Genomic DNA, 17287 nt, shown 5'->3' with positions numbered 1-17287 from the left:
TAGGCTCGGAAGATGTTTGCTTTCCGGCCCAGCCTGCCCGGTCTTCCCGGCCCCGATGAGTTGCGTGCTCTTGTCCGCAAGGTCGACACCGCGCGTCACCACGGCGTGCCGAACGGCTGCGTGCTGGAACTCGACCTGCAGGCCGTGCCGCCGGAGACCGCCGGCTTCGACCCCATCGCCTTCGTCATGGGCAACTCCCGGCCCCTGGTGCTGCGCGACGCCGTCGCCGCCATCCACCGCGCGGCCGACGACAAGCGCGTGGCCGGGCTGATCGCCCGGGTCCAATTGCCCGCTGCCGCAGCCGGTCCGGTGCAGGAACTGCGCGACGCCATCGCCGCGTTCAGCGCCGTCAAACCGTCCGTGGCCTGGGCCGAGACCTACCCCGGCACCATGTCGTACTACCTGGCCTCGGCGTTCCGCGAGGTGTGGATGCAGCCGTCGGGCACGGTCGGGCTGGTGGGTTTCGCCACCAACGCGCTGTTCCTGCGCGACGCTTTCGACAAGGCGGGCATCGAGGCACAGTTCGTGGCGCGCGGTGAGTACAAGTCGGCGGCCAACATGTTCACGCAGGACCGCTACACCGAGCCGCACCGCGAGGCCGACGGCCGGCTCATCGAGAGCCTGCACGCCCAGGTGCTGGCCGCCATCGCCGCATCCCGCGACGTCGACGCCGACGAACTCGACACCCTGGTCGACCGGGCGCCGCTGCTGCGCGACGACGCGCTGGCAGCCAAGCTCGTGGACCGCATCGGCTTCCGGGACGAGGCGTATGCCCGGGTCGGTGAATTGATCGGCGGCACAGCCGAAGCCGATGGCAAGGACGCGCCGCCGCGGTTGTTCCTGTCCCGGTACGCCAAGGCCACGGCCGGACATACCCTGCCCGAGGTGCCGCCGCTGCCGGGCATCAAGCACAAGCCGACCATCGCCGTCGTCACCATGGCCGGGCCGATCGTCAGCGGTCGCGGCGGCCCGAGCGCGTTCCCGCCCGGCCCGTCGAGCGTCGGTGGCGACACCATCGCCGCGGCCCTGCGCGAAGCCGCCGCCGATGACGACGTCGCAGCTGTCGTGCTGCGCGTGGACAGCCCCGGTGGCGCGGTCACCGGTTCGGAAACCATCTGGCGTGAGGTGGTGCGGCTGCGCGAGGCCGGCACGCCTGTCGTCGCGTCGATGGGTGCGGTCGCCGCGTCGGGCGGCTACTACGTGTCGATGGCGGCCGACCACATCGTCGCCAACGCCGGCACCATCACGGGATCCATCGGCGTGGTGACGGGCAAGCTCGTCACGAAGGGCCTCAAGGAACGGCTCGGTGTCGGTTCGGATGCCGTGCGTACCAACGAGAATGCCGACGCCTGGTCCGCGAACCAGCCCTTCACCGAGGCCCAGCACGCGCACGTGGTGGCCGAGGCCGACCTGTTCTACACCGACTTCGTCGAACGCGTCGCCGACGGCCGCAACCTGCCGGTCGAGGCCGTCGAGCAGGTGGCGCGCGGCCGCATCTGGACCGGCGCCGACGCGCTGGAACACGGCCTGGTCGACGAACTCGGCGGCCTGCGGACCGCTGTGCGGCGCGCCAAGGTGCTGGCCGGACTCGATCCCGACGCGACCGCCAAGGTCGTCAACTACCCGGGCTCGTCGCTGCTGGACCACGTGCGGCCCAAGGCCTCATCGCAACCCGCGGCGGCGTCGTTGCCGGACGCGGTGGCGGCACTGCTCGGCCGTTCACTCGTCGGCGCGCTCGGTGCGGCCGAGCGATCGCTGACCGGGGTCAGCGCGCTCTGGCTGGGTGACTACCGCTTCTAGGCAGCGGGCTCAGCCGAGAGTGCCGCTGATGTAGATGATCTCGCGCATGGGATCGTCGCCGCCGAGATCTGCTGCGGCCAGCCCGTACCTGGCGTACAGGTCGGACCGGCCGACGCCGGTCATCTGCCAGCCCTTGGCTGCCAGATAGTCTGCGGCGGAATGCCTTTCGCCGTGGTAGACCAGCGACGGCATGTCCATGTTCAAGCCGAGCTGTGCGAACCCCGCGGCGGCTTCACGAGCCTTGTCGGCATCGAAATCCTTCAGCCCGGGCACGAATTCCGTGGCCACGGCGCTACCGGGTGCGCTGAGCTCGTGAATGTTGTCGAACAGCTTGTCCTGGGCCTCCGGTGGCAGGTAGATCAGCAGACCTTCGGCCAACCATGCCGTCGGCCGGCTGGGATCGAAACCGGCTGCCTGCAACGCCGCCGGCCAGTCCTCGCGCAGATCGATCGCGACGGTCTGCCGCTGCGCTGTCGGCGCCGCGCCGAGGCCGGCCAGGGTCTGTGTCTTGAATTCGATGACGTCCGGCTGGTCGATCTCGTAGACCACGGTGCCGTCGGGCCAGGGCAGCCGGTAGGCGCGGGAGTCCAGCCCGGAGGCCAGGATGACGGCCTGCCGGATGCCGCCGTCGGTCGCCGTCAGGAGGTAGTCGTCGAAAAACCGGGTACGAACGGCCATTTCGTCGATGTTGGCTCGGGCCCGGACCGCGGCATCGGGCGCGAAGGCCTCGAGAGCGGCGAGGTCCAGTACCCCGTCGACCATGTTGGTGAACGCCTCGATCCCGACGGCGCGCACCAGCGGCGCCGCGAACGGATCGTTGATCAAACCGTGTGGGTGGGTGCTGGCAATCGCCCGCCCGGTCGCGACCAGGGTGGCCGTCGCGCCCACGCTCGACGCCAGATCCCAGCTGTCCCCGTGTGTCCGTGCCATCGCGGTTACGCCTTCCGGTCCAGGACTGCGCGGACGTACTTCAGCTGCGTCCAGGCCCGGGACAGTTCGTCGTCCGGGTACTGGAAACCGTTGTCGGTGTGCGCCTCTTCGACCGACCGCGCGGTGACGTCCCAGCCGAGTCCGGTCAGGTAGTCGGTGACGTGGTTGCGGTCGCCCTGGTAGATCAGGTCGGCGATCTCGATGTTCGAACCGAGCGCCTTCATCCGCTCACGCATCGCCTGCATCCGCTCGTCGTCGAACGCGCTGCTCAGGTCGCCGACCTGCTCGGCGGCCACGAAGCTGCCGGGTGCCGACAGCGCGGTGATGCTGTCGAACAGCCGGTCCTGGGCCTCCGGCGGCAGGTAGATCAGCAGCCCTTCGGCGATCCACGCGGTGGGTGCCGCGGGGTCAAAACCGTTGTCCCGCAGTGCCTGCATCCAGTCGTCGCGCAGATCGACGGCGACGGCGCGCCGGGTGGCGGTGGGGGCGGCGCCCAGGTCGGCCAGGGTCGTGGACTTGAACTCGATGACCTCGGGCTGGTCCACCTCGAAGACGACGGTGCCGTCGGGCCACGGCAGCCGGTAGGCGCGCGCATCCAGACCGGCAGCCAGGATCACCGCCTGCCGGACGCCGGCGGCGGCCGCATCGAGGAACAACTGGTCGAACCAGCGGGTGCGCACCGTCATGCCCTCCGCGGCGCGGCGCGGGGTGAAGGCCGGGTTCACGTCACCGAAGTCGATCTCGCCGTCCAGCGCCTTGGTGAAGAAGTCCAGTCCGACGGCCCGGACCAGCGGCTCGGCGTACGGGTCGTCGATCAGTTGCTCGCGGTGGGCGAGGGCACGCTGCCCCGCGACCATGGTGGCGGTGGCCCCGACGCTGGAGGCCAGGTCCCAGGAATCTCCGTCAGTTCGTGTCATTTTTCTCCCAGCTCCTAGTTCTTGATGGCCGTCACGGAAAGTGAATTACGCAGTGCCGCAGTGTCTTCGGTCTCGGCGAGGGGGCGGCCGTACTCGGCGAACACTTCGAGTCGCGGGCGGGCCGTGGTGTGCCAGCCACTGGCATCCAGGTGCTCGACGACCGAGGTCCGGTCGCCCTGGTACCAGAGGTCGGTCAGGTTGAGGTCAAGGCCGGCGCCGCGCCACCGCTCGCTCATGGCCGCGCCGCGCTCACGCATGCCCGCGCCGTGGTCGGTGTGGAACTCGGTGGCCAGCCGGCTGCCGGGCGCCGACAGCGCGGTGATGTTGTCGAAGAGTTTGTCCTGTGCCTCGGGCGGCAGGTAGATCAGCAGTCCCTCGGCGATCCAGGCCGTCGGCGCCGAAGAATCGAACCCGGCGGCGCGCAGTGCGGCGGGCCAGTCCTCGCGCAGATCGATCGCGACCGTGCGGCGTTCGCAGGTGGGTGTGGCCCCGATCTGAGCCATGGTCCCGGTCTTGGCGGCGATCACCTCGGGCTGGTCGATCTCGTAGACGACGGTGCCGGCCGGCCAGTCCAGCCGGTAGGCCCGCGAGTCGAGGCCGGCGGCGAGGATGACGGCCTGCCGGATGCCGGCTGCAGTCGCAGAAGTAAAGAAGTCGTCGAAGAACTTCGTCCGCACCGCCATCAGGTTGGTCATCATGGCGGCGGCCGTCCCGACCTCGCCGGTGAGGTCGATCTGCCCGTCGAGCAGATTGATGAAGAACTCGACGCCGACGGCCCGCACCAGCGGGTCGGCGTACGGATCGCTGATGAGCGGCTCCGCTTCCTTGGTGGCCAGGGCGCGGGCGGTGGCCACCATGGTCGCGGTCGCGCCCACGCTCGAGGCCAGATCCCAGGTGTCGCTGTCGGTCCGGGTCATCGGTTCACTCCTATCAGGGGATCAGCGCAGCGCGGTGACGTAGTTGACCTCGCCCATCGTGGGGTGGTCGCTGTCGGGGTCGACCTCGACCGGGGCCAGGCCGTTGCGGATCAGCAGGTCATTGGCGGTGATGGCGGTCGTCTGCCAGCCATGGCCCTGCAGGTAGGTGGCCACATCGGCCCGGTCGCCCAGATAGACCAGATCGCTGAAGTCCAGGTCGAAGCCCTGCTCGCGCCAGTGCTCCGAGGCCGATTTCATGCGTTCCCGCACGGCGTCCTCGTCGAGGTCCGGCGTGGCCGGTACGCCTTCGGCGCCCATCCGGCTACCCGGTGCGGACAGCTCGGAGATCTGGTCCAGCAAGCGGTCCTGGGCCTCCGGCGGCAGGTAGCCGAACAATCCCTCGGCGATCCAGGCCGTCGGCTTGGTCGGGTCGAAACCCGCGGCCTGCAGCGCGGTCGGCCAGTCGTCGCGCAGGTCGATCGCCACTGCGCGCCGCTCGGTGGTCGGCCCAGCGTTCAGTTCGGACAGGGTTCTGGTCTTGAACTCGATGACGTCGGGCTGGTCCAGTTCGTAGACGACTGTGCCTGCCGGCCAGGCCAAGCGGTAGGCCCGGGCGTCGAGGCCGGCTGCCAGGATGACGGCCTGCCGGATGCCGGCCTTGCCGGCGTCGCGGAAGAAGTCGTCGAAGAATCGGGTGCGGGCCGCCATTCCATTGGTCAGCTGCGCCATGGTCGGGCCGTAGCCGGCGCCGAACTGGGCCGGATCGGTGGCGCCGTCGACCAACTTGGTGAAGAACTCGACCCCGACGGCGCGGACCAGGGGAGCGGCGAACGGATCGTCGATGATCGGATCCTCGGAGTGGGTGGCGAGGGCGCGAGCGGCGGCCACCAGGGTCGCGGTCGCTCCTACGCTCGATGCCAGGTCCCAGGTGTCGTTGTCAGTGCGTGCCATCGCGTCATTCCTGTCGTGTGTTACCCGGTGAAGGGGCCGGTAGTTAGCTCATGTAACAACCTGTCGGCGACTGTACGCGCCCTTCCTGAACGCGGCAGAAATGCCGGGTGGCGGCAGGTTTCGACCGGTCCGGGCTGGCTGGGAAGGGTCCGGCGCCGTGCGGATGCAGGTCGGGGGGACGGCAACTGTTATTCTCGGAGACTGATTTGACGGCGCGTCCAGACAGGTCGGGTACCTGCTGTTGGTCGCGCACGGAATTAACCAAACGCTGGACCTGACCAGCCCCATCAGCACGCCGCGGCCCGAGCTCGGCTGCGCAGGAGGAAGAGTGCTTTCGGCTTTTATCTCGTCCCTGCGGACGGCCGATCTGCGACGCAAGATCCTCTTCACGCTGGGTGTAGTCATCCTGTATCGGGCCGGTGCTGCATTGCCGTCCCCCGGGGTGAACTACCCGAACGTGCAGAAGTGCATCGAGCAGGTCAGTGGCGGTGACGCAGCGCAGGTCTACTCGCTGATCAACCTGTTCTCCGGCGGTGCGCTACTGCATCTATCGGTGCTGGCGGTCGGCGTGATGCCATACATCACCGCGAGCATCATCGTGCAGCTGCTGGTCGTGGTCATCCCGCGTTTCGAACAGCTCCAGAAGGAAGGTCAGTCCGGTCAGGCCAAGATGACGCAGTACACGCGTTATCTCGCGATCGCGCTGGCCGTTCTGCAGGGCACCTCGATCGTCGCGATGGCCGCCAGCGGCAACCTGCTGCAGGGCTGCACGCTGAACATCATCCAGGACCAGAGCATCTTCACCCTCGTGGTGATCGTGCTGGTCATGACCGCGGGCGCCGCCCTGGTCATGTGGATGGGCGAGCTGGTCACCGAACGTGGCATCGGCAACGGCATGTCGCTGATGATCTTCGCCGGTATCGCGGCCCGTATCCCGTCCGAAGGCCAGTCCATCCTGGAGAGCCGCGGCGGCGTGGTCTTCGCGTCCGTCCTGGCCGCGACGCTGATCATCATCGTCGGTGTGGTCTTCGTCGAGCAGGGCCAGCGTCGTATCCCGGTGCAGTACGCCAAGCGCATGGTGGGTCGTCGCATGTACGGCGGCACTTCTACCTACCTGCCGCTGAAGGTCAACCAGGCCGGCGTCATCCCCGTCATCTTCGCCTCGTCGCTGATCTACATCCCGCACCTGATCACCCAGCTGGTCACCGCGGGCGATCCGAACGCGTCCAACGGCTGGTGGTCCAAGGCGATCGCCAAGTACCTGACCAACCCGGCCGACCCGGTCTACATCGCGATCTACTTCGGCCTGATCATCTTCTTCACGTACTTCTACGTGTCCATCACGTTCAACCCTGATGAGCGGGCGGACGAGATGAAGAAGTTCGGTGGCTTCATCCCGGGCATCCGGCCGGGCAAGCCGACGGCGGACTACCTGCGGTACGTCCTGAGCCGGATCACGCTGCCTGGCTCGATCTACCTCGGTGTCATCGCCGTCCTGCCCAATCTGTTCCTCGAGATGGGCAACTCCGGTAGCGTGCAGAACTTGCCGTTCGGCGGTACGGCCGTGCTGATCATGATTGGCGTGGGTCTGGACACGGTCAAGCAGATCGAGAGCCAGCTCATGCAGCGCAACTACGAAGGGTTCCTCAAATGAGAATGGTTCTGCTGGGACCGCCGGGAGCAGGCAAGGGCACTCAGGCCGAGAAGCTGGCCGAGAAGTTCGGCATCCCGCAGATCTCCACGGGTGACCTGTTCCGTAGCAACATCAGCAAGGGCACCCCGCTCGGTGTCGAGGCCAAGAAGTACCTCGACGCCGGTGACCTGGTCCCGGCAGAGCTGACCAACGCGCTGGTCGACGACCGTCTCGACGCCGACGACACCGCCGCCGGGTTCATCCTCGACGGCTTCCCCCGCTCGGTCGAGCAGGCCGTGGCGCTGCGCGAGATGCTGGCCAAGCGCAGCCTGAAGCTGGACGCGGTGCTGGAGTTCCGCGTGTCGGAGTCCGAGCTGCTGACCCGGCTGAAGAGCCGCGGCCGCGCCGACGACACCGAAGAGGTCATCCTCAACCGCATGAAGGTGTACCGGGACGAGACCGCCCCGCTGCTCGACTACTACCAGGACGAGCTCGTGTCGGTCGACGCCGTGGGCAGCCTGGACGAGGTTTTCGCCCGCGCCCTGCAGGCGCTCGGCGGCTAAGCCGCCAATCCGGCTGAAGTAGTTATCGATGATTGGTCTACCCCGACGCGGCCGCAAGGTCGTCCCGCAGCGGACTCCCGGTGAACTGGACGCCATGGCGGCTGCCGGCTCCCTGGTGGCGGCCGCGCTGAAAGCGGTTCGTGAGGCCGCCGCGCCCGGGGTGTCCACCCTCGACCTGGACCAGATCGCCGAGTCCGTCATCCGCGATGGCGGCGGCATCCCGTCCTTCCTGGGCTATCACGGTTTCCCGGCGACCATCTGCGCGTCGGTCAACGACCGCGTGGTGCACGGGATTCCGACCGCCGACGAGGTGCTCGCCAGCGGTGATCTGGTGTCCATCGACTGCGGCGCCATCCTGAACGACTGGCACGGCGACTCGGCGGTGACGTTCGGCGTCGGTCCGCTGATCGACGCCGACCAGAAGCTGTCCGACGCCACCCGCGAGTCCATGGAGGCGGGTATCGCCGCCATGGTGCCCGGCAACCGGCTGACCGACGTCTCGCACGCCATCGAGGTGGCCACCCGCGCCGCATCCGCCCGCTATGACCGCAAGTTCGGCATCGTCGCAGGCTACGGCGGCCACGGCATCGGCCAAGAGATGCACATGGACCCGTTCCTGCCGAACGAGGGATCGCCCGGTCGGGGCCCGTTCCTGGAACCCGGCTCGGTGCTGGCGATCGAACCGATGCTGACCTTGGGCAGCTCCAAGACGGTCATCCTCGAAGACGAATGGACTGTGGTCACCAAGGACGGCTCCCGTGCCGCACACTGGGAACACACCGTTGCGGTCACCGAGGACGGACCCAGAATTCTGACCCTCCTGCGCGACTGATTCGGTGAACCGGATCGCCCCTGATCTCGTGTCAATGACGGAGGTTGGTGCATGAGCGATCCGGAGGCCGCCATGATGCGGGTGCTTTATGACGAGCACGCTGGCGCCCTTTGGCGTTATGCCCTGAGACTGACGCAGGACTCGGCGCGTGCCGAGGACGTCGTGCAGGAGACATTGCTGCGGGCGTGGCGGCATCCCGACGTCGTATCCGACACCGACCAGTCCCCGCGGGCCTGGCTCTACACCGTCGCCCGCAACCTGATCATCGATGAGCAGCGCAGCGCCCGGCGCCGGCACGAGACCACCTCGTCGGAGGTGGTGGAGGCCGAGGATCGGACGGACCCGAAGGCTACCGATGAAGTGGATATCACCTTGGATCGGATGTTGCTCGGGGGCGCCCTGAGTCAGCTCTCCGTCGACCATCGCGCCGTGATCGAGCGCGCGTACTACCGGCAGTTGAGCGTCGCGCAGATAGCGGCGGAGCTTCAGATCGCCGAGGGCACAGTGAAGTCGAGGCTGCATTACGCGGTCCGGGCGCTGCGCCTGAATCTGCAGGAAATGGGGGTGACTCGGTGAGCGCACACCTGATCGAGTCCATCGGACCCTTTGACGGCGACCGGTACGAAACCTGGGATGCCGCCTACGTGCTGGGCTCGCTGTCCAGCGCGGAACGCCGCGAGTACGAGGCGCACCTGCACACCTGCGCGCGGTGCCGCGATGCGGTCTCTGAGATCAGTGGCATGCCGGCCCTACTCGGGCTACTGCAGTTGGCCGATGTGCAGGAGATCAGTGCGGAGCAACCGGAACCGCCGTTGCGCCCCGAGGTGCTCGATTCAGTGTTGGCCAAGGTGCGGTGGCGCCGGCGGCGGACCCGCTGGGTGACGACGGCAGTGGCCGGCCTGGCCGCGGCGGTACTGGCAGTCGGTGCGGTGGCCGTGGTCCAGCCGGAGTTCTTCGGCGGCGGCCAGGCTCAGGAGCAGGCGCAGCAGCTGCCCATGCAGCACGTGGCACCCACTCCGTTCAACGCCACCATCGCGCTGAGCAGCTTCGGTTGGGGCACCCGGATCGACATGGCGTGCAGCTACGGCGACTGGTCCAGCGGACCAGCAGCCCCGCCGACCAACCTGGGTATGGTCGTGGTGGGCCGCGACGGCAGCCGCGCGCAGATCGCCACGTGGTTCGGCATGTCCGGTGCCACTGCGTTGCCGAGCGGTAACACGCCGATGCAGGTTTCGGAAATTGCTGCGGTACAACTGGTTTCCGCTGACAGCGGCAAGGTGCTGCTCGAGCGCAATTTGTAGATTTTCCCGGCGGCGTTGAACCATCCGGCGCTCCGCTTCGTGTCTTGGTTAGACGAGCGGAAGCAGGTGGCAGATGGTCGGCAGGCATCGGGTGGTGGATCACATCATCACGCAACTTGCGGCGTCCGGCATCGAATATTTCTTCGGTGTCGACGGGGCAAACATCGAGGACCTGTTCGACGCGGCGTTCCTGAGTGACGACATCACCGCGATCCTGGCGAAGCACGAGTTCTCGGCGGCCACGATGGCCGACGGCTACAGCCGTGCGGTGTCCCGGGTCGGGGTGGTGGCCGCGACATCGGGTGGCGGATCGCTGAATCTGGTTGCGGGACTGGGCGAATCACTGGCCAGCCGAGTACCGGTACTGGCGTTGGTGGGGCAGGCGCCGACCGGTTTGGACGGCCGAGGCAGCTTTCAGGACACCAGTGGGCGCTCCGGGTCACTCGATGCGGAAGCGCTGTTCTCCGCGGTGTCGGTGTACTGCCGTCGCGTGACGGCACCCGAGGACATCGTGCCGGCGCTGGCGGAGGCGCTGGCGGCGGCCGACAGTGGCGGTCCGGCTGTGCTGCTACTGCCGAAGGACGTCCAGCAGGCGATGATCGATATGGTCAATCCAGTTGCTGCGGTTCAGGATTCGCTGCTGGCCGATCCCGGGCCGATCGCCGAGGTGCTGCGCCGGGCCCTGGGGCCGGTCACCATCATCGCCGGCGAGCAGGTGGCCCGCGACGATGCCCGCCGTGAACTCGAGGAGCTGCGGTCGGTGCTGCGGGCCTGGGTCGCCACGGTTCCCGATGCCAAGGATGTCAGCGGCTCTCCAGGCTTGGGCCAGTCGTCGTGGCTGGGAGTCACCGGCGTGATGGGCCATCCGCGGGTGGTCGACGCGATCTCCCGCAGCGCGGTGTGCCTGGTGGTCGGGACGCGCCTGTCGGTGACGGCCCGCGCTGGTCTTGACAGCGCCCTGGCCGGGGTGCAGGCCGTCTCGCTCGGGGCGCAGCGGCCGTATGTCCCGACAACACACGTGAATTCGACCAACCTGCGGGCGTCATTGACAGCGCTGACCCGGTCGCTGACAGGTGCCGGCCGTGCCCATGGCCTTCGGGTCCTGGATCCGTTGCCGCACAACGAACTTCAGCCACCAGTGCACGAGGGGCCCGGCATCCGGTACCGCGATACCGTCACGCTGCTCGACGAGCTGGTGCCCGATGGCGCCGACATCGTCGTCGACGCCGGCAACACCGGCGCTTCGACGGTGCACGGGCTGCCGGTGCGCCGGGCCGGGCGCTTCGTGGTGGCGCTCGGGATGGGCGGCATGGGATACAGTTTCGGCGCCGCCATCGGCATGTGCTTTGCCCGGGCGAAAACCGCTGGGCCGCAATACCGGACCGTGGTGGTGGCCGGTGACGGCTCCTTCTTCATGCACGGCATGGAAGTGCACACCGCGGTGCAGTACCGGCTCCCGATCACCTTTGTGCTGTTCAACAACAACGCCCACGCCATGTGCGTCACCCGCGAGCAGTTGTTCTATGGCGACCGTTACAGCTACAACCGCTTCACGCCGGCGCGGCTCGGCGCCGGTCTGGCCGCGATGTTCCCCGGCCTGCACGCAACCGACGTCACCGAGCTGCCGCAGCTGGCCGGCGCGCTGACCGAAGCGCTCAGCCGGCACGGACCATCGGTGGTCAGCGTCGAATGTTCCGCTGACGAAATCCCCACATTCGCACCATTTCTCGATTCAGTCACCCAACAGACGCAGAAAGAGAGCTCCCAGCATGTCGCTGCCCGCGCTTGAAGACATCGCCCTACCGATCGACGGGATCACCCGCATCGAGAACGCGCCCCGGGAGAAGGCCACCCCGATCATCATGGAGATGATGCGGTCGGTGTACCCGCACGACGTGGTCTTCGGTGAGTACTGCACCGTCAACGATTACATCGACTGCCCGCCGGAGGAATTGTTCGAGTACCTGTCGGACACCCGCAGCCTGGAGGAGTGGACCTACAGCCTGCGCGGGTTCACCGAGACCACCGAACCCGGCCTCTGGTTGGCCTACGACCGGCTGGGCTCGGAGACCGAAATCTACACGCGCACCGTGTCGAACCGTGACGCGATGACCGTCGACTACCACTGCGCGTGGGACCAGGGTCAGCACCTCTGGATGATCTACCTGATGCGCGTCGTCGACGCGCAGACCGTGCTGAACAAGCCCGGCTCGGTGGTGCTGTGGACCAACTGCCACCACCCGTTCTACGACAAGAACCCGTACCCGGAGGCGGCGCCCGCGCAGCGGCCCGTGTGGGTCGGGGATTTCTGGGACATGTTCGGGGCGGGCCACCGCCTGGAACTGGACAACCTCAAGGCAATCGCCGAATACCGGCACCGCAACGGTCTGCCGATCACCCCGGCCTGGATGAAGTGAGCGAAAAGATGCAGCAGCCTGCCGTCAGCCTTCTGGATGTCTCGACCTATCTCCCGGGCGAGCCGATCGGTGCCGACTACTACGCGCAATTCGCCGGTTCCGACGACCTGCGGGACAACCTGATGTTCCGGGCGCCGAAGTTCCGGCACCACGTGGCGCCCGACGAGACCGCCATCGACATGGTCGAACGCGCCGCCGCGGGCATCGTGGACCGGCACGGGTCTGATGTCCTGGCCAATGTCGACGTGCTGATCACCCACACCCAGCTGCCCGACATGCCGTTCTACGGCGGTGGCGGCGGTATGGCGAATCGTCTTGGCATGAAACCGAACTGGGTGATCGACCTGCACAACGGTGGGTGTGCGGCCTTCATCCTGGGCCTGAAGCTGGCCCGGCAGTTGCTCGCGTCCGGCGAGGGGCGTACGGCGCTGGTGGCGGTGGCACAGAACGCGGCGGGTCAGGTCTTCGACCAGGCCACCATCCGGCCCAAGGCACAGGCGTCCGTACCCGGTGACGGTGCCGCCGTGGGACTGGTTGCACTGTCGGATGTTTCGCCGATCCTCGACGTCGAATGCCGCACCTACGGCGAGTACGCCGGTGACATGACCATGGCCGTCGATCCGCCGCGCAAATGGTGGCAGGCGGGGCCGGGGGAGGGCTGCATCGGCTTCACCGAAAGCAAGATCACCAAGGTGCTGGCCCGCGGTAACCGTCAGGTTCCCGAGGTGGCATATGCGGTGTGCGACCGGATCGGGCTGGCGCCCAAGGACATCGGCCTGCTGGTCACCAACCAGCCGAACCGGGTGTTCCTGCGGAACTGGCGTGAGGCGCTGGAGCTGCCCGCCGAGCGGCACCGGGACACGTTTGAAGAGTGCGGCAACCTGTTCGCCGCGGGCGTGCCGATCAACCTGGACCGGGCGATCGATGACGGACAGGTCAAGAAGGGCGACATCGTGATGATGGCGGCCTTCGCGCACGCCGGTGACTTCGCCGGCGCGGCCGCGGTGCGGTGGGGCGGACAGCGATGACGCCCACCTGCGCGTTGACCGACGCGGTCGATTCGCTGCCTGCCGCGGTCGACCCGTTGGCATTGTCGCTCAACGAGAATCCGTTCCCCCCGCTGCCTGGGGTGCGCGCCGCGCTGACCGCGTCGATCGAGGTGGTGAACCGGTACCCGGAGTTCCTGCCGCAGCGGTTGCGATCGCTGATCGCCGGGCGCGTCGGCGTGGCCGACGAACAGGTGGTGGTCGGCGCCGGCGCCACCGGCGTCATCATGCAGGTGCTGCAGGCCGTCACCAAGCCCGGTGACGTGATGGTGACGGCAACGCCGACGTTCGACGGCTACCCGATCTTCGCGCAGATGGCGCGATTGCGGTCGGTGACGGTGCCGCTGGACCGGCATGGTCACCACGATCTCGATGTCATGGCAGATGCTGCGGCACGAGCGCGGGTCGTGGTGGTGTGCCGGCCACACAACCCGACCGGGACCGTCGAGTCGCCCGCTGACCTATACCGGTTCCTGGATCGGGTGCCGTCCGGCACGGTGGTCCTGCTGGACGAGGCGTATGTGGAGTTCTTGGCGCCCGACCTGTGCCTGGACATCCCCTCGCTCGTGGAGCGGTACCCCAATTTGGTTGTGGTACGCACCTTTTCGAAGGCCTACGGGCTGGCCGGGCTGCGCATCGGCTACGGCGTGTGTGCCCCGCCGCTGGCCCGTCAGCTGTGGGGGATGCAGCTGCCGTTCGGCATCGGCATCACCGGGTTGGTGGCGGTCGCCGCGTCCTACGACGCGGAAGATCAACTGCAGCAACGTATCCAGATGATCTCCGCGGAGGGGGCATTTCTGCGGGCGCGGTTGCGGTCGATGGGGGTGTACTGCACGGACAGCCACGCCAACTTCGTCTACCTGCCGAGTGGGGCGCGGGCCTGGACCTTCGGCGATGACGGCCCGCGCGTGCGCAGCTACGCCGATGGCGGCGTGCGGATCACTGTCGGGGACCGCAGGTCGTCGCGCGCAGTGCTCGCGGCCATCCGGAAAGCGGTGGACGGGACGAGCGTCGGGGGCTGACCGCATCGCATCTGTGGCCAACTGGGCGAGCGCAGCGCCGCCGCGTATGCGGTGCGGTAAGAATGAGGCGTGAGCAGTGACCCCATCGCCCGGGCCCGGGCCAACTGGGAGCGGGCCGGCTGGGGCGACGTCGCCGACGGCATGGTCGCGGTGACGTCCGTGATGCGCGCCCACCAGATCCTGCTGGCCCGCGTCGAGACCGCGCTGCGGCCCTATGACCTGAGCTTTTCCCGCTACGAACTGCTGCGGCTGCTGGCATTCAGCGGCAGCGGCGCACTGCCGATCACCAAGGCATCGGACCGGCTGCAGGTACACGTCACCAGCGTCACCCACGCGATCCGGCGGCTGGAAGCCGACGGCCTCGTCGAGCGGGTGCCGCACCCGACGGACGGCCGGACCACGTTGGTGCAACTGACCGAGGTGGGCCGCTCGACGGTCGAGGACGCCACGGTCACGCTGAACAAGGAAGTGTTCGCCGACGTCGGAATGTCCGACAGGCAGTCGGAGGCGCTGGTGACAGCCATCGAGACGCTGCGCCGCAACGCCGGCGACTTCTGAGCGGCTCAGGGCTGCAGTGGCTGCCGCGATTCGATCAGTGTCCGAAGTGATTCGGCGAACATCGGTTTGGCGAAGTAGAACCCCTGCCCGATATCGCACTCGTAGTCGGTGAGCCGTTGGGCGGTCGCCGCGTCTTCGACGCCCTCGGCGACACTGACGATGTTCAGCGCGTGAGTCAGGTTGATCACCGACTGCACGATGGCGGCAGCGCGGGTGCTCTGCATCATCGGCAGGACAAACTCGCGGTCCAGCTTGAGCTCGTCGACAGGGAGGTCCCGCAGGTAGCTCATGGTCGAGTAGCCGGACCCGAAGTCGTCGATCGAAACCCGCAGTCCCGACTTCCGCAGCCGGTCGATCACCACCTCGGTGCGGCTCATGTTGGACAGCAGCATCTGCTCGGTGATCTCCACCGTGAGCGCGCGCGCCGGCAGTGAGTTGCGGGCGAGGATGGCCCCGATCCGGTCGGCCAGGTCGACGTCGGTCAGGGACGGTGCAAAGAGATTGATCGCAACGGGCACATTGCGATGGCCGGTGCCGAACCACGTCGATGCGTCGCGGACAGCCTGCTCGAGCACCGTGTCGGTGACCGAGCCGATCAATCCGTTGCGCCGGATCAACGGCAGGAACTCGGCAGGCGTCAGCAGACCGAGCTCGGGGTGTGGCCACCGGAGCAGGGCCTCGACGCCGACGATGTCGCCGGTGGCCAGCGACACTTTCGGCTGGTAGACCAGCCTCAACTCGGAGTCGGTGATGGCGCGGCGTAGTTGCCCGAGTAGCTGTACCCCGACGTTGGCCGGCAGCTGTACGCGGCCGCTGTCGCTCCACCGTTGCGGCAGGTCCAGCGCCGAAACCTGCCGCATGTCGGCGGTGAAGGTCTGCACTCCGCCGATGCCGGTCCGCTTGGCGGCGTACAGCGCGACGTCGGCGCGTTGCATCAGATCATCGGCGGTGGTGTCGGCTTCGTCGGCGTGGGTGATGGCCAATCCGACGCTCGGATGGATGAACACTTTCTCGCTGCTGAGCGCGAAAGGCGCGTCGAACGCCTCGATGACGCGCTCGGCGATGGTCGTGGCCGAGAGCGCCGTCGATTGGATGAGAACTGCGAACTCGTCACCGCCGAGTCGAGCGACGGGATGTCCGGCCGGCACACTGCTCTGGAGTCGATTCGCCACGTCGATCAGGAGTTCGTCGCCGCTGGGGTGCCCGAGATTGTCGTTGACCATCTTGAAGTCATCCAGGTCGAGCGCCAGCACTGCCACGGGAAGCCGGTCGTGCGCACGTGATTGCATGGCTGCGTCGAGGTGGTCGTTGAACATCAACCGGTTGCCGAGCCCCGTCAGCGGATCGCGTCTGGTCTGCTCGGCCAGATCGAACAACAGTCGCCGATTCTGGATGAGGACGATCAGTTGCCGGATCAGCGCGGCCATCACCAGCACGGCGGCGGCGACCAGCACAGGCTTGTCGCTGGTCATCGGCCACAAGTCGATGAGGCCGACGACCACTGCCGACACCAGCGGCGCATAGGGCAGCCAGAGCAAGGGGTCCGCAAGGCGGCGTCGATTCTTGGCGGCCCGCGGCGGTTGGCGCGCTTCTACCAGGCCGCCTGCGCTGAACAGCACCAGACCGGTGGCCCAGCCGATGATGGCGACGGGGCTGGTCGAATTCGATTGCGCCAGCACATATATCCAGATGCTGTCCGCCACGGCGACGATGGTCAGTCCGGCGCAGACCAGAATGACAGACTGCCTTTGACCCGGTGCTGCCGAACTCACCGTCAGTACCGCCAGCGTGATCATCACGACGTCCGAGATCGGGAACGCGACTGATACCGCCGTCGCCATCCAGCTGGAATTCGCCGATGCGAACAGGTCCTCCAGAATCAGCACCCAGCACACGAGGAACAACGCCGCGGCGACGATGACACCGTCCAGCACCGGCCGCAGTGCTGACATGCGATCGGCCGTCACCGTCCAGATGGAAGCGATCACCACGGTGCAGGGCAGCACCAGGAAGGCGGCGTCGGCGACCGACGGAAAGGGCGGCGGCGATCCGAGTACAGCGTGGTAATAGAACAGGATCAGGTTGCCGACGACCCAGCCCGCCATGCCGATGGCCAACGCCATCCACACGCGCCGGCGCCGGCCCTTGTTGACTCGGCTCGCGGCGACTGCGGTCAGGCAGGCGAATGCGCTGAACACCGCCAATCCGATGTCGTAGGTGAGCTTTGCAGCGACCGTGCCGCGCCCACCCGAGATCACCAAGTAGGCGAATACAGCAAAGACGACCGCAGTGCCGCCGATGGCGGCGTTCGTATTGCGTCTGAGCACCGATACCCCCGTGTCAGCGCTGATAATTCGTCATCAACCGGGCATTGTCAAAATTGCCGGGCGGACAGCACGT

16 protein-coding genes are annotated in these 17287 nt (G+C 67.4%); 11 read left to right on the top strand and 5 right to left on the bottom strand.

The window, feature by feature from the left end:
* Nucleotides 1-12 precede the first annotated feature (12 nt).
* Nucleotides 13-1800, top strand: coding sequence for a signal peptide peptidase SppA (gene sppA / locus AC1U2B_RS15195; RefSeq protein WP_418005012.1), 1788 nt, complete (start codon nucleotides 13-15; stop codon nucleotides 1798-1800).
* Between the two features lie 9 nt (nucleotides 1801-1809).
* On the opposite strand, the gene AC1U2B_RS15190 is transcribed toward sppA, so the two are convergent.
* The 4 genes from AC1U2B_RS15190 to AC1U2B_RS15175 are packed head-to-tail and all read right to left on the bottom strand — an operon-like array spanning nucleotide 1810 to nucleotide 5515.
* Nucleotides 1810-2730 (bottom strand): class I SAM-dependent methyltransferase, encoded by a 921-nt coding sequence (locus AC1U2B_RS15190; RefSeq protein ID WP_480217431.1) that lies wholly within the window; start codon nucleotides 2728-2730, stop codon nucleotides 1810-1812.
* Between the two features lie 5 nt (nucleotides 2731-2735).
* A complete protein-coding gene (locus AC1U2B_RS15185) occupies nucleotides 2736-3647 on the bottom strand; it encodes a class I SAM-dependent methyltransferase (protein ID WP_480217430.1) in 912 nt (303 codons plus the stop codon).
* 14 nt (nucleotides 3648-3661) lie between these two features.
* Nucleotides 3662-4564 carry a class I SAM-dependent methyltransferase gene (locus tag AC1U2B_RS15180; protein WP_260971233.1) on the bottom strand — a complete coding sequence of 301 codons (903 nt, stop codon included), beginning with the start codon at nucleotides 4562-4564 and terminating at the stop codon, nucleotides 3662-3664.
* 21 nt (nucleotides 4565-4585) lie between these two features.
* A complete protein-coding gene (locus AC1U2B_RS15175; RefSeq protein WP_480217429.1) occupies nucleotides 4586-5515 on the bottom strand; it encodes a class I SAM-dependent methyltransferase in 930 nt (309 codons plus the stop codon).
* Nucleotides 5516-5843: 328 nt separating this feature from the next.
* Between AC1U2B_RS15175 and secY the strand changes: the two genes are divergently transcribed.
* From secY to AC1U2B_RS15125, 10 genes are all read left to right on the top strand, one after another.
* Nucleotides 5844-7169, top strand: a complete 1326-nt coding sequence (gene secY / locus AC1U2B_RS15170; protein WP_260937474.1) for a preprotein translocase subunit SecY — start codon at nucleotides 5844-5846, stop codon at nucleotides 7167-7169.
* Entirely contained in the window at nucleotides 7166-7711 is a 546-nt protein-coding gene (locus AC1U2B_RS15165; RefSeq protein ID WP_043401800.1) for an adenylate kinase, read from the top strand. The genes secY and AC1U2B_RS15165 overlap by 4 nt, the downstream gene beginning before the upstream one ends.
* A gap of 28 nt (nucleotides 7712-7739) precedes the next feature.
* Entirely contained in the window at nucleotides 7740-8543 is an 804-nt protein-coding gene (map, locus tag AC1U2B_RS15160) for a type I methionyl aminopeptidase (RefSeq protein ID WP_043984461.1), read from the top strand.
* Between the two features lie 51 nt (nucleotides 8544-8594).
* Entirely contained in the window at nucleotides 8595-9119 is a 525-nt protein-coding gene (locus tag AC1U2B_RS15155) for a sigma-70 family RNA polymerase sigma factor (RefSeq protein ID WP_043401806.1), read from the top strand.
* Nucleotides 9116-9844, top strand: a complete 729-nt coding sequence (locus AC1U2B_RS15150; RefSeq protein WP_260937478.1) for an anti-sigma factor family protein — start codon at nucleotides 9116-9118, stop codon at nucleotides 9842-9844. The genes AC1U2B_RS15155 and AC1U2B_RS15150 overlap by 4 nt, the downstream gene beginning before the upstream one ends.
* 73 nt (nucleotides 9845-9917) lie before the next feature.
* On the top strand, nucleotides 9918-11633 hold the full coding sequence (locus AC1U2B_RS15145; RefSeq protein ID WP_480217428.1) for a thiamine pyrophosphate-binding protein: 1716 nt from the start codon (nucleotides 9918-9920) through the stop codon (nucleotides 11631-11633).
* Nucleotides 11614-12261 (top strand): DUF8713 domain-containing protein, encoded by a 648-nt coding sequence (locus AC1U2B_RS15140; RefSeq protein WP_260937481.1) that lies wholly within the window; start codon nucleotides 11614-11616, stop codon nucleotides 12259-12261. Before AC1U2B_RS15145 ends, AC1U2B_RS15140 begins: the two co-directional genes overlap by 20 nt.
* A gap of 8 nt (nucleotides 12262-12269) precedes the next feature.
* On the top strand, nucleotides 12270-13289 hold the full coding sequence (locus AC1U2B_RS15135) for a 3-oxoacyl-ACP synthase III family protein (RefSeq protein ID WP_110788949.1): 1020 nt from the start codon (nucleotides 12270-12272) through the stop codon (nucleotides 13287-13289).
* Nucleotides 13286-14329, top strand: coding sequence for a pyridoxal phosphate-dependent aminotransferase (locus tag AC1U2B_RS15130; protein ID WP_480217427.1), 1044 nt, complete (start codon nucleotides 13286-13288; stop codon nucleotides 14327-14329). Before AC1U2B_RS15135 ends, AC1U2B_RS15130 begins: the two co-directional genes overlap by 4 nt.
* A gap of 69 nt (nucleotides 14330-14398) precedes the next feature.
* Nucleotides 14399-14887 carry a MarR family winged helix-turn-helix transcriptional regulator gene (locus AC1U2B_RS15125; RefSeq protein ID WP_260971239.1) on the top strand — a complete coding sequence of 163 codons (489 nt, stop codon included), beginning with the start codon at nucleotides 14399-14401 and terminating at the stop codon, nucleotides 14885-14887.
* Nucleotides 14888-14892: 5 nt separating this feature from the next.
* Here AC1U2B_RS15125 and AC1U2B_RS15120 read toward each other — a convergent pair whose 3' ends face one another.
* Entirely contained in the window at nucleotides 14893-17214 is a 2322-nt protein-coding gene (locus AC1U2B_RS15120; RefSeq protein ID WP_480217426.1) for a putative bifunctional diguanylate cyclase/phosphodiesterase, read from the bottom strand.
* Nucleotides 17215-17287 lie beyond the last annotated feature (73 nt).

The sequence above is a fragment of the Mycolicibacterium sp. P4_G11 genome (assembly GCF_056555145.1).
The sequence above is the reverse complement of the archived record's forward strand: the minus strand, read 5'-3'. Positions and strand labels throughout refer to the sequence as shown.

Excerpts from the sequence above, each read along its gene's own strand:
- sppA (WP_418005012.1), top strand. The coding sequence starts at position 13 with ATGTTTGCTTTCCGGCCCAGCCTGCCCGGTCTTCCCGGCCCCGATGAG.
- AC1U2B_RS15190 (WP_480217431.1), bottom strand. The coding sequence starts at position 2,730 with ATGGCACGGACACACGGGGACAGCTGGGATCTGGCGTCGAGCGTGGGC.
- AC1U2B_RS15185 (WP_480217430.1), bottom strand. The coding sequence starts at position 3,647 with ATGACACGAACTGACGGAGATTCCTGGGACCTGGCCTCCAGCGTCGGG.
- AC1U2B_RS15180 (WP_260971233.1), bottom strand. The coding sequence starts at position 4,564 with ATGACCCGGACCGACAGCGACACCTGGGATCTGGCCTCGAGCGTGGGC.
- AC1U2B_RS15175 (WP_480217429.1), bottom strand. The coding sequence starts at position 5,515 with ATGGCACGCACTGACAACGACACCTGGGACCTGGCATCGAGCGTAGGA.
- AC1U2B_RS15165 (WP_043401800.1), top strand. The coding sequence starts at position 7,166 with ATGAGAATGGTTCTGCTGGGACCGCCGGGAGCAGGCAAGGGCACTCAG.
- map (WP_043984461.1), top strand. The coding sequence starts at position 7,740 with ATGATTGGTCTACCCCGACGCGGCCGCAAGGTCGTCCCGCAGCGGACT.
- AC1U2B_RS15155 (WP_043401806.1), top strand. The coding sequence starts at position 8,595 with ATGAGCGATCCGGAGGCCGCCATGATGCGGGTGCTTTATGACGAGCAC.
- AC1U2B_RS15145 (WP_480217428.1), top strand. The coding sequence starts at position 9,918 with ATGGTCGGCAGGCATCGGGTGGTGGATCACATCATCACGCAACTTGCG.
- AC1U2B_RS15140 (WP_260937481.1), top strand. The coding sequence starts at position 11,614 with ATGTCGCTGCCCGCGCTTGAAGACATCGCCCTACCGATCGACGGGATC.
- AC1U2B_RS15135 (WP_110788949.1), top strand. The coding sequence starts at position 12,270 with ATGCAGCAGCCTGCCGTCAGCCTTCTGGATGTCTCGACCTATCTCCCG.
- AC1U2B_RS15130 (WP_480217427.1), top strand. The coding sequence starts at position 13,286 with ATGACGCCCACCTGCGCGTTGACCGACGCGGTCGATTCGCTGCCTGCC.